The organism is Rhizobium acidisoli, assembly GCF_002531755.2.
GTDB lineage: Bacteria > Pseudomonadota > Alphaproteobacteria > Rhizobiales > Rhizobiaceae > Rhizobium > Rhizobium acidisoli.
In genome coordinates, this window is sequence record NZ_CP035001.1 from 51538 (window position 1) to 63965 (window position 12428).

Annotated in this window: 12 protein-coding genes; 3 read left to right on the top strand and 9 right to left on the bottom strand. The window is 60.6% G+C overall.

Going from position 1 to position 12428, the window contains the following annotated elements:
- Positions 1–40: 40 nt before the first annotated feature.
- The 4 genes from CO657_RS29105 to CO657_RS29120 form a co-directional block, all read right to left on the bottom strand.
- The gene (locus CO657_RS29105) at positions 41–1264 is read right to left on the bottom strand and encodes an MFS transporter (protein WP_054184552.1); all 1224 of its coding nucleotides are present in this window, start codon (positions 1262–1264) and stop codon (positions 41–43) included.
- A gap of 96 nt (positions 1265–1360) precedes the next feature.
- A complete protein-coding gene (locus tag CO657_RS29110) occupies positions 1361–2137 on the bottom strand; it encodes an SDR family oxidoreductase (RefSeq protein ID WP_054184551.1) in 777 nt (258 codons plus the stop codon).
- A 25-nt stretch (positions 2138–2162) separates the two neighbouring features.
- The gene (locus tag CO657_RS29115) at positions 2163–3026 is read right to left on the bottom strand and encodes a MurR/RpiR family transcriptional regulator (RefSeq protein WP_054184550.1); all 864 of its coding nucleotides are present in this window, start codon (positions 3024–3026) and stop codon (positions 2163–2165) included.
- A gap of 21 nt (positions 3027–3047) precedes the next feature.
- Positions 3048–3437, bottom strand: a complete 390-nt coding sequence (locus tag CO657_RS29120; RefSeq protein ID WP_054184612.1) for a RidA family protein — start codon at positions 3435–3437, stop codon at positions 3048–3050.
- 111 nt (positions 3438–3548) lie between these two features.
- Between CO657_RS29120 and CO657_RS29125 the strand changes: the two genes are divergently transcribed.
- From CO657_RS29125 to CO657_RS29135, 3 genes are read left to right on the top strand one after another with little or no spacing between them, the layout of a single operon-like run.
- A complete protein-coding gene (locus CO657_RS29125; protein WP_003594807.1) occupies positions 3549–4031 on the top strand; it encodes a hypothetical protein in 483 nt (160 codons plus the stop codon).
- A 30-nt stretch (positions 4032–4061) separates the two neighbouring features.
- Positions 4062–5537: a M81 family metallopeptidase gene (locus tag CO657_RS29130; protein WP_054184549.1), complete on the top strand. Its 1476-nt coding sequence runs from the start codon at positions 4062–4064 to the stop codon at positions 5535–5537.
- Complete coding sequence (locus tag CO657_RS29135; RefSeq protein ID WP_054184548.1) at positions 5538–6638, top strand: D-TA family PLP-dependent enzyme; 1101 nt, start codon at positions 5538–5540, stop codon at positions 6636–6638. It abuts the gene before it with no gap.
- A gap of 113 nt (positions 6639–6751) precedes the next feature.
- On the opposite strand, the gene CO657_RS29140 is transcribed toward CO657_RS29135, so the two are convergent.
- The 5 genes from CO657_RS29140 to CO657_RS29160 form a co-directional block, all read right to left on the bottom strand.
- Complete coding sequence (locus tag CO657_RS29140; RefSeq protein WP_054184547.1) at positions 6752–7885, bottom strand: ABC transporter ATP-binding protein; 1134 nt, start codon at positions 7883–7885, stop codon at positions 6752–6754.
- A gap of 91 nt (positions 7886–7976) precedes the next feature.
- Positions 7977–9182 carry an ABC transporter substrate-binding protein gene (locus CO657_RS29145; RefSeq protein ID WP_037074333.1) on the bottom strand — a complete coding sequence of 402 codons (1206 nt, stop codon included), beginning with the start codon at positions 9180–9182 and terminating at the stop codon, positions 7977–7979.
- A gap of 72 nt (positions 9183–9254) precedes the next feature.
- Complete coding sequence (locus CO657_RS29150; RefSeq protein ID WP_003594798.1) at positions 9255–10112, bottom strand: carbohydrate ABC transporter permease; 858 nt, start codon at positions 10110–10112, stop codon at positions 9255–9257.
- The gene (locus CO657_RS29155) at positions 10109–10993 is read right to left on the bottom strand and encodes a carbohydrate ABC transporter permease (RefSeq protein ID WP_054184546.1); all 885 of its coding nucleotides are present in this window, start codon (positions 10991–10993) and stop codon (positions 10109–10111) included. Before CO657_RS29155 ends, CO657_RS29150 begins: the two co-directional genes overlap by 4 nt.
- Before the next feature lie 13 nt (positions 10994–11006).
- Positions 11007–12164 (bottom strand): Gfo/Idh/MocA family protein, encoded by a 1158-nt coding sequence (locus CO657_RS29160; RefSeq protein ID WP_003594794.1) that lies wholly within the window; start codon positions 12162–12164, stop codon positions 11007–11009.
- Positions 12165–12428: the final 264 nt, after the last annotated feature.

Sequence of the window (12428 nt, forward strand, 5' to 3'; positions counted from 1 at the left end):
AAGACGGATAGGGATGAAAGCCACATTTTTCCGTGGGATTTTACTGAACCTCGACGTCACCAGGCGCAACGGCATTCCGCCGCTGCAGCAGGCCGAGGATTGTGATGCCCGACAGTCCGGTGACGGCGCCCAGCATCGCGGTCCCGGAATAACCTGTCGCCCAGGTGCCGGCGGCAAAAACCAGTGCGCCGATCCCCGCACTCGCAAAGATATTGACGGAGATCAGCGCGCTGCCGAGCCCCGGCCGATCGGCGATGAGATCCTGCAGATAGGTGATCGGAAAGCTGATGATCGCCGCAGCACCTATGCCGGCGAGCAAGGTCAGTGCATAGAGGTGCCATGGCTCGGAGGCAAAGCCGAGAAGGCTGAGGAATAAGGCATAGATGATCGTGCCGGCGGCAAGCGCCGTCATCTGCCCGGTCTTCCGCGCAATCCGCGACCAGACGATGATGAAGACGATCTCCAGCAGGGCGACGATGCCGACAAGAATGCCGACATCGCTGAGCGCGCCATGGGCAGCACCGGTGGCGATCAGCGGCAGAAGGGCATCGTTCAAATGCAGCGTGCTGGTGATCAGCGCGACGCCGGCGATATGCGCCGAAATCCGCGGCGACACGACCTGCCTGAGCGCTCCGAGATAGGAGAGATGATGAACCGCGGCCATCTCCGTTCCCGCCCGCTTCGGCAGGAAAAAGACGATGATGCCCTGACAGAACAGGCAGGAGATGGCCGCAAAGAGATAGGCCGGCAACATGCTCGATGCGCCCGAAAGCACGAGGCCCGTGATGCCCGGGATCAGCACCCAGGAGAGCGAGATCATCGCGCGCACGCCTGAATTGGCCGTCACCATATCATTGCGGTTCATGCCGTGCATCGCCGCGCGCGCATTGGCAAACAGCAGCGAATTCAAAGCCCCGTAGATGGGTAGCGGCAGCAGCCCGCTAATAATGAAAACCGTCGCGCTCGGAAAGGCATAGACCATACCGTAGCCGACGATGCCGAAGATGCAGGCGCCGATCATCGCCGAACGATACTCGCCGAGCCGATCGGCGAGGTTGCCGAGCAGAACGCTGATGACGACGTTTACCGCCGCCGACGCGAAGGCCAAAAAGGAATAGAGGCCGTCGCTCAAACCCAACTCGCGGATGCCGACGATGGAACGATAGGGGGCGGTCATCGCCCCTGCCATGCCGAAAGTGAAAATGGCGATCATACTGGCGCGGATCGCCGGATTGCGAAAGACGTCGGGGAAGAGGCGGCTCATAGGGTCATCAATCGTCAGGAAAATCGGCAGGCGCGGCCGCGGCGGCAGTCTCGAAATTCATGTCATGTTTCGGCTCGGAGATTGGAGCCCTGAATATCAGTAATGCTCCGATTGCGAGAAGGTTCTCGCCAGTTCGGCCTGGCCGGCCGTCAGGCCGCAATCGACCGGCAGGCAGACGCCTGAGATGGCGGCGGCGAGCGGACCGGCAAGGAAGGCGACCGCATTGGCGACATCCTGGGGATCGACGACCCGCTGCAGCGGATACCAGCGGCGCGCTTCCTCGAAAACATTCGGATTGGCGGCGGCGCGTTTCTCCCAGGCCTGCGTCTTCACCGTGCCGGGTGCAACCGCGTTGGAGCGGATGCCGAACTTGCCGTATTCGACGGCGACCAGCCGGGTGAAATGCAGCAGGCCGGCCTTGGCGGCGCTATAGGCCGGGTGCCCGAAGACATTCATGCCGTTGACCGAGGCGATGTTGACGACGGAGCCCTTCGAAGCCTTCAGCATCGGTTCGAAGGCGCGGAAACACAGGAATGCCGCTTCGAGATTGAGCGCATTATCCGCTCGCCAGATCTCGGGCGTCGTCTCGTGCAGGCTGGTGGCGCGCGCCGCACCGGCATTGTTGACCAGCGTTCGCACTACGCCGGCGTTCGCGACGCATCTCACCAGTTCGGCAATGCTCGCCTCGCTGGTCACGTCACATCCGGCGGCCACGAAGCGATCGTCCGGCCCGAGCTTTGATGCCACGGCAGAAGCACCGGCAGCATCGATGTCGGCGAGTAACACGACATCGTGGTCATCGGCGAGCCGTGCGGCGATCGCAGCCCCGATATCACCAGCAGCGCCGGTGACGATCGCTATCGACTTCGTCATTTTCTGTCGCTCCCGTTCATGAACCTCAATCTCCAAGCAATTGCCGGTCGTCGCCGTCACGGTGAATGACGAGCTGCTGCTTGATGCGCCGAAGCGTCGTCGTCGCCTTGGGCTGCACCGCATAGGCAACAAGGCTCGACAGGATATCGACCGTCGCGATGTAGGCGATGCGCGTCGAGGTCGGGCGGTAGATGTTGTTACCCTCCGGCAGGTCGATCGGCACGACGATTTCGGCCGCCTTGGCAACCGGACTTGCCGTCTGGGTGAGCGCGATCGTCTTCACCTTGGCGCCGCGGGCAAGCTCGAAGGCCCGGACCAGCTCCATATTGCGCCCGGAGAAGGACGAGCCGATCAGCACATCACCCGGCCTTGCCGCGGCCGCCATCATCAACTGCATGCTGTGATCGGAACTTGCCGTAATGCGAAGCCCGAGACGGAACAGCCGGTTCTGCAGCTCGTCGGCAATCATCGACGAATTGCCGCCCGAGCCGAAGGCATAGATCATATCGGCCTTGGCGATAAACGAAACGGCGGCTTCGATCGCGGCGAGATCGAGCGACCGATGCAGGAGAAAGAGCGCGTTCTGCGCCTTGGTGATGATATCCTGGGCGACATCGGCGGGATCGGTGCTTTTCGATTCCGGTTTCAGATAACGCACGCCGATATGGGCGGTCCGGGCGAGCTGCACCTTGAAATCGGAAAAGCTCTCGCAGCCGAGCCGCCGGCAAAAGCGGGTGACGGTCGGCGGCGATACCTCGGCCCGTTCGGCTAGCTCGATGATCGAGGCGTTCACGGCGAACTCAAAATCGTTGACGATGATCTCGGCGATGCGGCTTTCGGAGGGAGAGAGCCGGCTCTTGTCTTCCTGCAATGTCGAAAAGATATCCAAAGCCGCTCCCGCCCTTATTCCTTATGCACCCTTCTTCTTATAGGCCACGCAGTCGATCTCAACCTTGCAATCGACCATCATCGACGATTGCACACAGGCGCGCGCCGGTGGATGTTCGCCGAAATACTCCTGGTAGATCTTGTTGAAGGTCCAGAAGTCGCGCGGATCATCCAGCCAGACGCCGACGCGCACGACATCCTCGACGCCGTATCCAGCCTCATCGAGAATTGCCAGAACATTGGCGATCGTCTTGTGGGTCTGGGCGATAATGTTGCCGTCGATGATCTCGCCATCTTCCATTGCAACCTGCCCGGAAACATAGAGCCATCCGTCGGCCTCGACCGCACGCGCGAAAGGCAGCGCCTTGCCGCCGGCCCCCGTTTGAACAGTGCCATAGCGCTTGATGGGCATGCTGATGTCCTTGCAAATTATTTTCTTGATAAGTTGACAAAGGACCATAGAAAGCAGAATTTGGCCAGTGAAAAACATGAATTATGAAAAGAATTTCAATCCGGGGCTGATATGCGCGATCCTTTCCAGAATCCTTTCCCCTCCGACAGCGCCCGGCAGGCGATCTGGGAAATGCTCGTTTTGCGCGATATCGACGCCTTTCTCGCCACCGACTGGTCGAAGGTGGAGCATGATTTCGTCGAAGAGGGCTTCATCGGCATCGATGCCCAGAAGCAGGTCAGCCCCGACAGGTGGCGCCTGGCCTTTCCGACGCTGTCTTCTTATCGCCAGGAATGGCTGAAGCAGGCAAAGGATTTCGCCACGCAGAGCTTTGCAGAAGATCCGCGCACGGCGATCTTCACCACGACGACGCTTGAAGATATCGAGATCGAAGGCGAGATGGCACTCGTCCGCAAGAAATTCGATGGCGGCATTACCAAGGCGGACGGCACTCGCGACGTCCTGCAATGGCAGACACTTTATTATTGCAGGCTTCACCAAGGACGCTGGAAGATCTCAGGTTTCACCGGCTACCTGCCGAACCCGATGGGGTAAAGCGGGGCCGACAACACGAAGGCCACTTTTTTGCGCATTTTCACGGCAGCATTGGCGACCGAGACCAATACTTTTTCCCCGATCTGCGTGGATCGCCGCGCATTCGAAGCCTCTCTTTATGCGCCCCCCGGCCAGCATCCGGAAACACCGACACTCTGCACCGCGCCGATCACCGCTGGACGGCGTGTCACCAAAGAGAAAGGTTGGCAGCTGATCGAGGGAACGGCGACCTGGGCCGACCCCGCGGGCCTCGTCAACCGGGCGACCTACGAAGAATTGCGCGACGAAATCCTCGACCAGCTCCGCGCGGCCATGCCGGTCGATGCCGTCGTCATGGGCCTGCATGGCGCCATGGTAGCCGCCGGATACGAGGATACCGAAGGCGATCTTCTCTCCCGCATGCGCGAGATCGTCGGCCCCGACGTGCTCATCTGCGCCGAACTCGACCCGCACAGCCATCTGACGGCCAAGCGTGTCGCGGCGCTTAATTTCGCCGTCTATTTCAAGGAATTTCCACATACCGATTTCGTCGACCGCGCCGAGGATCTCTGGCGCATCGCCGTCGACACGCTCGAAGGCCGGGTCAAGCCTGTCATCTCGGTGTTCGACTGCCGGATGATCGACGTCTTCCCGACATCGCGCGAACCGATGCGCTCCTTCGTCGACAAGATCATGCGGATCGAGAAGGAAGATCCCGATATCCTGTCGATTTCGGTGGTCCATGGCTTCATGGTCGGGGACGTTCCCGAAATGGGAACGAAGCTGCTGGTCGTCACCGACGGCAAGCCGGAAAAGGGCGCTGATTTGGCGCGCGAGCTCGGCCTCGAGCTGTTTTCCAAGCGCGGCACCTTCATGGTCCCACAGATCGACGAGAAGGAAGCTGTCGCGCGCGCGATTGCTGCAACTGCATGGCCCGTCGTAATCGCCGATGTCTGGGACAATCCGGGCGGCGGCACGGCAGGGGATGCGACGGTCATTCTCGCCGAGCTCCTGGCCCGCGGCGTCAGAAGTGCTGTCATCGGCACCATCTGGGATCCGGTGGCCGTGCAGATATGTTTTGCCGCAGGCGAGGGGGCCGAAATCCCGCTGCGCTTCGGCGCCAAATCGGCGCCCGGCACCGGCAATCCGATCGACGGCACCGTTAAGGTCTTCAAGCTCGTCAGGAATGCCGAGATGCAGTTCGGAGAGAGCCTGGCGCCGTTCGGCGATGCCGCCCATATCGTCCTCGATGGTATCGACATTATCCTCAATTCGACGCGCGCCCAGAGCTTCGATCCCAGCCTGTTTTCGGTGATGGGCATCGATCCCGAGAAGCAGAAGATCCTGGTGATCAAATCCACCAATCACTTCTTTGCCTCCTTCTCCCGGATTGCCGCCGAGATCCTTTACTGCTCCGCCGGAACGCCCTATCCCAATAATCCGGCGACGACGCCGTACCGGCGGGCGCCGAAGACAATCTGGCCGATCGTGGCCGATCCCCATGGAAGAGAACGCGGAGCCGCCTAGATGCATGATGCCAGCTTTGCCGTCGTCGCCAGGGCGGGAGACCGGATCGCCGATCTCTCGACGCCGCGCCCCGTGATCGACGAAGACCGGCTGGCCGCCAATATCGCCCGCGTTCAATCCTATATGGACGAGCACGGCCTGAACTTCCGCCCGCATATCAAGACGCACAAGATCCCGGCTCTCGCCGTGGCGCAGATTGCCGCCGGCGCCAAGGGCATCAACTGCCAGAAGGTGACGGAGGCCGAGGTCTTTGCCGCAGCCGGCTTCGGCGACATCCTGATCACCTTCAACATAATCGGACAGCAGAAACTCGAGCGCCTGGCAAAACTGAACGAGAAAATCCCGGCGCTCAAGGTCGTCGCCGATAGCGAAACGACGATTGATGGGCTGGCCGCCCATTTCTCCGGCCACAAGCCGCTAACCGTGCTTGTGGAATGCGACACCGGCGGCGGCCGCTGCGGCGTGCAGACGCCTGAAGAAGCCGCCTCGCTCGCCAGGCGCGTTGCCGCCGCCGACGGCCTCACCTTCGGTGGCATCGTCACCTATCCGAAGCCCCAATCGGCGGCCGCCGTCGAAGCCTTCATCACCGAGACGCTGGACCGCCTGAAATCCGACGGCATCGCCTGCCCGATCGTCAGCAACGGCGGAACGCCGAGCCTGTTCGAGGCGCATCTCGTCCCGTCCGCCACCGAGCACCGCGCCGGCACCTATATCTACAACGACCGCCAGATGGTGCGCATGGGCCATTGCAGCGAGGACGACTGCGCCATGCACGTGCTCGCCACCGTCGTCTCCCGCCCGACCGCCGACCGCGCCGTCATCGACGCCGGCTCGAAAGCGCTGACCTCGGACCTGCAGGGCTTCAGCGATTACGGCCTGATCGTCGGTTATCCCCAGGCCCGGATCACCAGCCTCTCGGAAGAACACGGCGTGATCGATCTCTCAGGCTGCACCGGCCCCCGGCCGCAGATCGGCGAAAAGCTTTTCATCATCCCGAACCACACCTGCGTGGTTTCCAACCTGTTCGACACGATGGTCTTTCATCTGGGAGGCGTGGTGACACGCGTCGAAGATGTCGCGGCCCGCGGTCTCGTCTGGTAGGGGTCGGGATCGGTCGAGAGTGAAATGGTTCTGATGGGCGAAGCGACATCGTCCGCGATCTCGATATCAGCAAGAATGCAGTCGGACGTGCCGCCGACACGGAGCCAGTCGCTTCAAGCCGCCGTCGGGTTGATCACATTCATATCGATTTCGGTGAGCTCCACCCGCCGCTCAAACGCGATGCCCGCTTCGTCGAAGAGATGGCAGTCGGCGGCATTGATGCCGGTTGATACGGGCGCATCGGCGCGGATGCCGACGCTGCCGGGCAGCACGGCACAGAAATTCTCGCCCTCGCCGTTGAGCGAGGCGTAGGCGACGGTATTGGCGCCGAGGCGTTCGATGACGGTCGGCGTTACGGTAAAGACGATGTCGCCGCCGTTGAGCTGAATATGCTCCGGGCGGATGCCGAGGGTCAGTGTCTTGCCAGCCATGCCGTCACGCGGCGTCACCGGCAGAACCGCGGTCTGGCCGAGATAGTCCACCTCGACGCCGCCAGCGCTGACGCCCTTGCAGTTCACGGGGAGAAAATTCATTTTCGGATTGCCGATGAAGCCAGCGACGAACTGGTTGGCGGGCTTGTGATAGAGTTCCAGCGGCGCGCCGGTCTGGGAGATATCTCCGGCGTCGAGCACGACGATACGGTCGGCCATCGTCATCGCCTCGACCTGGTCGTGTGTCACATAGATCATCGTCGCCTTCAACTGTCTGTGCAGCTTGGCAAGTTCGATGCGCATATCAGCGCGCAGCGCCGCGTCGAGGTTGGACAGCGGCTCGTCGAACAGGAAGATTTTCGGTTCGCGCACGATGGCGCGGCCGATCGCGACGCGCTGGCGCTGGCCGCCGGATAGCATGCCGGGTTTCTGCTGCAGCCGCTGTTCGAGATGCAGGATGCGCGCCGCATTTTCCACCCGGGCCTTGAGCCTTGCCTCCTCCATCTTCTCGACGCGCAGCGGGAAGGCGATGTTTTCGAAAACGGTCATGTGCGGATAGAGCGCGTAGGACTGGAACACCATGGCGATGCCGCGCTTGACGGGCGGCAGGTCGTTGACCCTGATCCCGTCGATGACGATATCGCCAGCCGTCGTCGCGTCGAGACCGGCGATCATCCGCAGCAGGGTGGATTTGCCGCAGCCAGACGGCCCGACGAAGACGACGAACTCGCCGTTCTTCACGTCGAGCTGCACGCCCTTCAGAACTTCGTAGTCGCCATAGAATTTCTGAACTTTGTTAAGAACGAGCTGTCCCAAAAATCTGTCTCCGCCGGCGGTCTTCGTCGCACATTAGATATAGGGGAGGGGCCGCGGCTTTTGCCGCGACCCGAGGGAGCCTTAGGAGGGATTACTTGAAGGCTTCGATTTCGCCGGCAGCCTTCTTCAGTGCGGCTTCCGGCTCGGCCTTTCCAGTCACCACCGATTGGATCATTTCGATCATCGAGTTCTGGAAGCCCTTATAGTCGGTGAAGAGCGGCTCGGGACCACCATAGCTGATGCCGTCGATGAGCGGCTTCCAGTAGGGGTCCTTGGCGACGAATTCGTCGACCTTTGCCGACGGGCGGAGGGGCGTGAGGCCGGCGCCGCCCTGCAGCTCGTATTCCGACTGGACATCCGGCGAGGTGATGAACTTGGCAAACTCCGTCGCCTTGTCCTCGACGCCGGAGCCCTTGAAGATCGCCAGGCTGTCGGTGATCAGCAGCGTGCCCGGGCCCTTGGCGTTCGGACCGAGCGGCAGCGTCGTGATGCCCCAGCTGATCTGCGTCTTCTTCAGACGGTCGGCGGCACCCGAACCTGCCTGGATCATCGCCACCTTGCCGTCGAGAAAGATGGCGCGTACTTCGTTCTGCTCATAGGCCGTCGGGCCTTCTTCGGAGTAGGGGACGATGTCCTTATAGGCTTTCAGCGCGGCGAGGATTTCGGGGCTGTCGAGCGTGACCTTGCCGTCTGCACCGATTACACTGCCGTTGTTGGTGTAAACCCAATGCATGAACTGGTGCATGGTGTTGTCGAAGGTCTTGGCGGAGAGACCGAAGCCCGGAATGCCGGTCTTTTCCTTGATGGTCTTTGCCATCTCGATTTCTTCGGCCCAGGTCTTCGGCGGCTTCTCGGGATCGAGGCCCGCCTGCTTGAAGAGATCCTTGTTCCAGTAAAGCGCCTTGGTGGAGAAGGCGATCGGAACGCCCCACTGGTTGCCCTCGAAGGTCACCGTGTCGACGATGTGGGGGTAATAGGTCTTCTTCTCGTCATCGGTCATCGGCACCGGAACGATGAGATCGTTCTGCGCGAACTCCTTCAGCGTGCGCGAGCCGACATAGGCCATGGCAACCGGCGTGCCGGCGGCGGCAAGCGTCGTCGCCTTGTCCTGGCACTGCGCCCAGCCGACGACCTCGGGGGTGATCTTCCAGCCTGCGTTCTTTTCTTCCCACTGCTTGATGTATTTGGTGTGGACCGGGTCGATCGTGTCGCCGCAATAGATCCAGCTGATTTCCTTGTCGGCTGCATGGGCAGTGACCGTGGTCAGTGCCGTCGAACCGAGCAAGGCGAGCGCCATAAGGCCTGTCTTGATTGTAATATTCACGTCGTGACTCCCGTTCTTGGTTAGCTGTTCACTCGTTTTTTGGTCTTATTGTTTCACCGCACCGGCGGTCAGCCCGCCGACAAGGTAGCGCTGAAGGAAGAAGATGACGACCATCGCCGGCGCGATGCCGACGAAGGATGCCGCCATCAGTTCGTTCCAGATGACCTCCTGCTTGCCGAAATAAGCAAAGAGGCCCACCGGCAGGGGCATGTATTCGGTCTTCGAGTTGAAGGTCAGCGCGAAGATGAATTGCTGGGCGTAAGCGCCGATGAAGGTGGTGATGGCGACGACGATGATCCCCGGCATCGCAATCGGCAGGATGACGCGGCGAAGCGTGTAGAAATGGCTGGCGCCATCCATATAGGCGGCTTCGTTGAGCTCCTGCGGAATGCGGATCATGTAGGTGCGCAGCAGCCAGATCGCCGAGGGGATCAGGAAGGCGACACCAGGCACGATCATCGCGAGATAGGTGTTGAGCACACCCATGCTGCGCATCAGCCGGAAGAGCGGGATCAGAAGCACGGCGCCGGAGAACATGTTCACCGTCAGGAAGGCGCCGAGCAGGATGCCCATGCCCTTGAATTCGAACTTCGCGAAGGCATAAGCCGCCGGAATGACGAGGCAGAGCACGATCAGCGTGACGATGATCGAGATGAAGAAGGAGTTGAAGATATAGCGCCCGAAGCCCGGAACGCTGACCCACATCGTCCGGTAAGCCTCGAAGGAGCCGTTCTCCGGCCAGAAGCGGTAGGGCGAGGAGAAGAGTTGGCTGAGGGGTTTCAGCGACACCATGAAGCCTTCGAAGAAAGGCGCCAGCACGAAGAACAGAAACAGCGCGATGCCGCAATAGATCAGGATGATTTCCCACCAGCGGTAACGGTCGATCATGGCAGCACTGCTCATGCGCGCTTCTCCGGGTTAAGGCGGCGGGTGACGCGGAAATAGGCGAAGCAGAAGAGCGACAGGAAGATGCAGATCAGTACGGCGCGCGCCGCCCCTTCACCATATTTCTTCGAGCCGATGGCGGTCTGATAGGTATCGATGATCATCGTCGTCGTCTCGCCGCTCGGTCCGCCCTGCGTCAGGATCCAAATGATGTCGAACGAGTTGAAGGTGGCGATCAGCGACAGCATCGACATGGTAATGATGGCGGGCACCATCAGCGGCAGGGTGATACGGCGGAAGCGGTACCAGCGGCCGGCGCCGTCGGTCCAGGCGGCCTCATAGAGATCCTTCGGAATCGATTGGATCGCCGCCAGGAAGTAGATCGTCACCAGCGGCACGCCGATCCACACATCGGTGACGATCGTTGCCCAGAAGGCGGTGCTGCCATAGGCGAGGAAGGCGACCGGACCGTCGACCAGACCGAGGCGCTGCAAAACGCCCGATATCATCCCGAACTGGCCATTATACATCCAGCCCCACATGAAGATGCCGATCGCCATCGGCACGATCCATGGCGGCATGGTCAAGAGCCGGAACAGCGAGCGGCCCGGCACGGCGGCATTCAGCATCGTCGCACCGAATGTGCCGATCACCATTTTCAGCGCGACCGAGAAGAAGGTCCAGACGAAGGTGCGGAAGATGACCTCCGCAAAGGTGGCGTTGAAGATCTTCTGGTAATTGATCCAGCCGACCCAGTTGGTGGTCTTCTTCAGCGACGCATCGGTGAAGGAGAGAATGAAGGTATCGACAAGGGGATAGGCGACGATGGCGAGAACATAGAGGACGGCCGGAAGAAGAAGGATCCAGGCGAAGATGAAGGCGCTTCTTTGGACACTCATCTTGCCGCCTTCCTCAAGCCGCTCTTGCGTGGAGCGCCTCGTCGAAGCGGTCCCAGATGGGACGCAGGTCGACGACGGTTTTCTTCATCCTCGCCTCATCCATCGCCAAGGCGAGGATGCCAGCTTCGAGCGCGTTCAGCGTGGAAACCGGAAGTTCAAGCCCGGTGCGCACGCTTTCCAGCAGATCGCTCGCCATCTGTTCGTCGGCGCCGTAATGCTGAGAAAGTTCGGTGGCGGCATATTTATTTTCCACGACCTTCTTGCCGGTCAGCTGCTCATGCACATCGAGATAGCCGCGCACGAAATCGCCTTCGGCCATGCCGCGCGAACCCATGATGGCGAAACGGCGGAACTGATCGGGCACGTTCAGATTGGTGTGGAAGTTCATGCCGACGCCATTTTCATATTCAACGATCGCCACCTGATAATCGATGATGTCGGCATCGCTGTCGAAGACCTTGTCCGATCCCATCCAGCCGCTCGGCTTGCGGTGGAAAAGCTCGAGATCGTTGATCCCTTCGCGGGCCGGGTCGTTGGCCGGAATGAAGCTCTTGCGGCCACCGAAGCTTGCCACCCGTTCCGGCCGCGCGCCGACGACACCATTATAAAGGTCGAGGTCGTGGCAGCATTTCTCCAGCATGAAGCTGCCGGAATAGCGCTCATAACGGCGCCAGTCGCGCATGAAGAAGGCGCCGTGATAAGGCTCGATGTGCTCGGAAGCCTCGATCGAGACGATCTGGCCGAGTTTGCCCTCGGCCTGGATGGCGCGCAGATCCTTATAAAGCGGGGAATAACGCAGCACCAGACCGACCATCAGCCGCTCATGGCCGAATTTCGCCATCAGATGGGCAAGCTCGATGCTTTCGGCGATTGTGGTCACGATCGGCTTTTCGCAGAAGACCTTGAGACCGGCTTGCAACCCGAGCCTGATATGATCGAGATGCAGGTGATTGGGAGAGCCGATCATCAGCAGATCGAGCTTTTCGGACGCCAGCAACTCCTCTGGCGAAGCATAGGCCTTGCCGACCGAAACTCCCTTTTCCGTCAATCCGGGAAGTCCGGCAGGTTCCGGATCGACATAGCCGACAATGTCGAAGCTGCTATCGATCGCTTTGAACACATATCCGAGATAGCCGAGCCGGAATCCCAGCCCGATGATTCCCACTTTCATGCCGATCAAGTTCCCAATTAAGTAATTTATTTTCTTTAAGTTGGGACAAAAATCGAGAGGCGTCAATAGAAAACGGGCCTCAAAGCGCGAGCGTGAAATTAATTTTCATAGACCGGCGGATGGCGCCGATTGTTGGCTGCGACCCGCCGGATGCGGATTGCCGAAGGAAATAGCCCGCACCGCTTGAAGCAGCGGCGAATTCAGCGTCCTTTGCAGCAGCCGGTGATCGTCCCGACAGCCACACGCGGGACTCGCGAAATGTTG

Coding starts and splice junctions, on each gene's coding strand:
- CO657_RS29155 (WP_054184546.1), bottom strand. CDS start 10,993: ATGAGTGTCCAAAGAAGCGCCTTCATCTTCGCCTGGATCCTTCTTCTT.
- CO657_RS29110 (WP_054184551.1), bottom strand. CDS start 2,137: ATGACGAAGTCGATAGCGATCGTCACCGGCGCTGCTGGTGATATCGGG.
- CO657_RS29125 (WP_003594807.1), top strand. CDS start 3,549: ATGCGCGATCCTTTCCAGAATCCTTTCCCCTCCGACAGCGCCCGGCAG.
- CO657_RS29135 (WP_054184548.1), top strand. CDS start 5,538: ATGCATGATGCCAGCTTTGCCGTCGTCGCCAGGGCGGGAGACCGGATC.
- CO657_RS29105 (WP_054184552.1), bottom strand. CDS start 1,264: ATGAGCCGCCTCTTCCCCGACGTCTTTCGCAATCCGGCGATCCGCGCC.
- CO657_RS29150 (WP_003594798.1), bottom strand. CDS start 10,112: ATGAGCAGTGCTGCCATGATCGACCGTTACCGCTGGTGGGAAATCATC.
- CO657_RS29145 (WP_037074333.1), bottom strand. CDS start 9,182: ATGGCGCTCGCCTTGCTCGGTTCGACGGCACTGACCACGGTCACTGCC.
- CO657_RS29160 (WP_003594794.1), bottom strand. CDS start 12,164: ATGAAAGTGGGAATCATCGGGCTGGGATTCCGGCTCGGCTATCTCGGA.
- CO657_RS29120 (WP_054184612.1), bottom strand. CDS start 3,437: ATGCCCATCAAGCGCTATGGCACTGTTCAAACGGGGGCCGGCGGCAAG.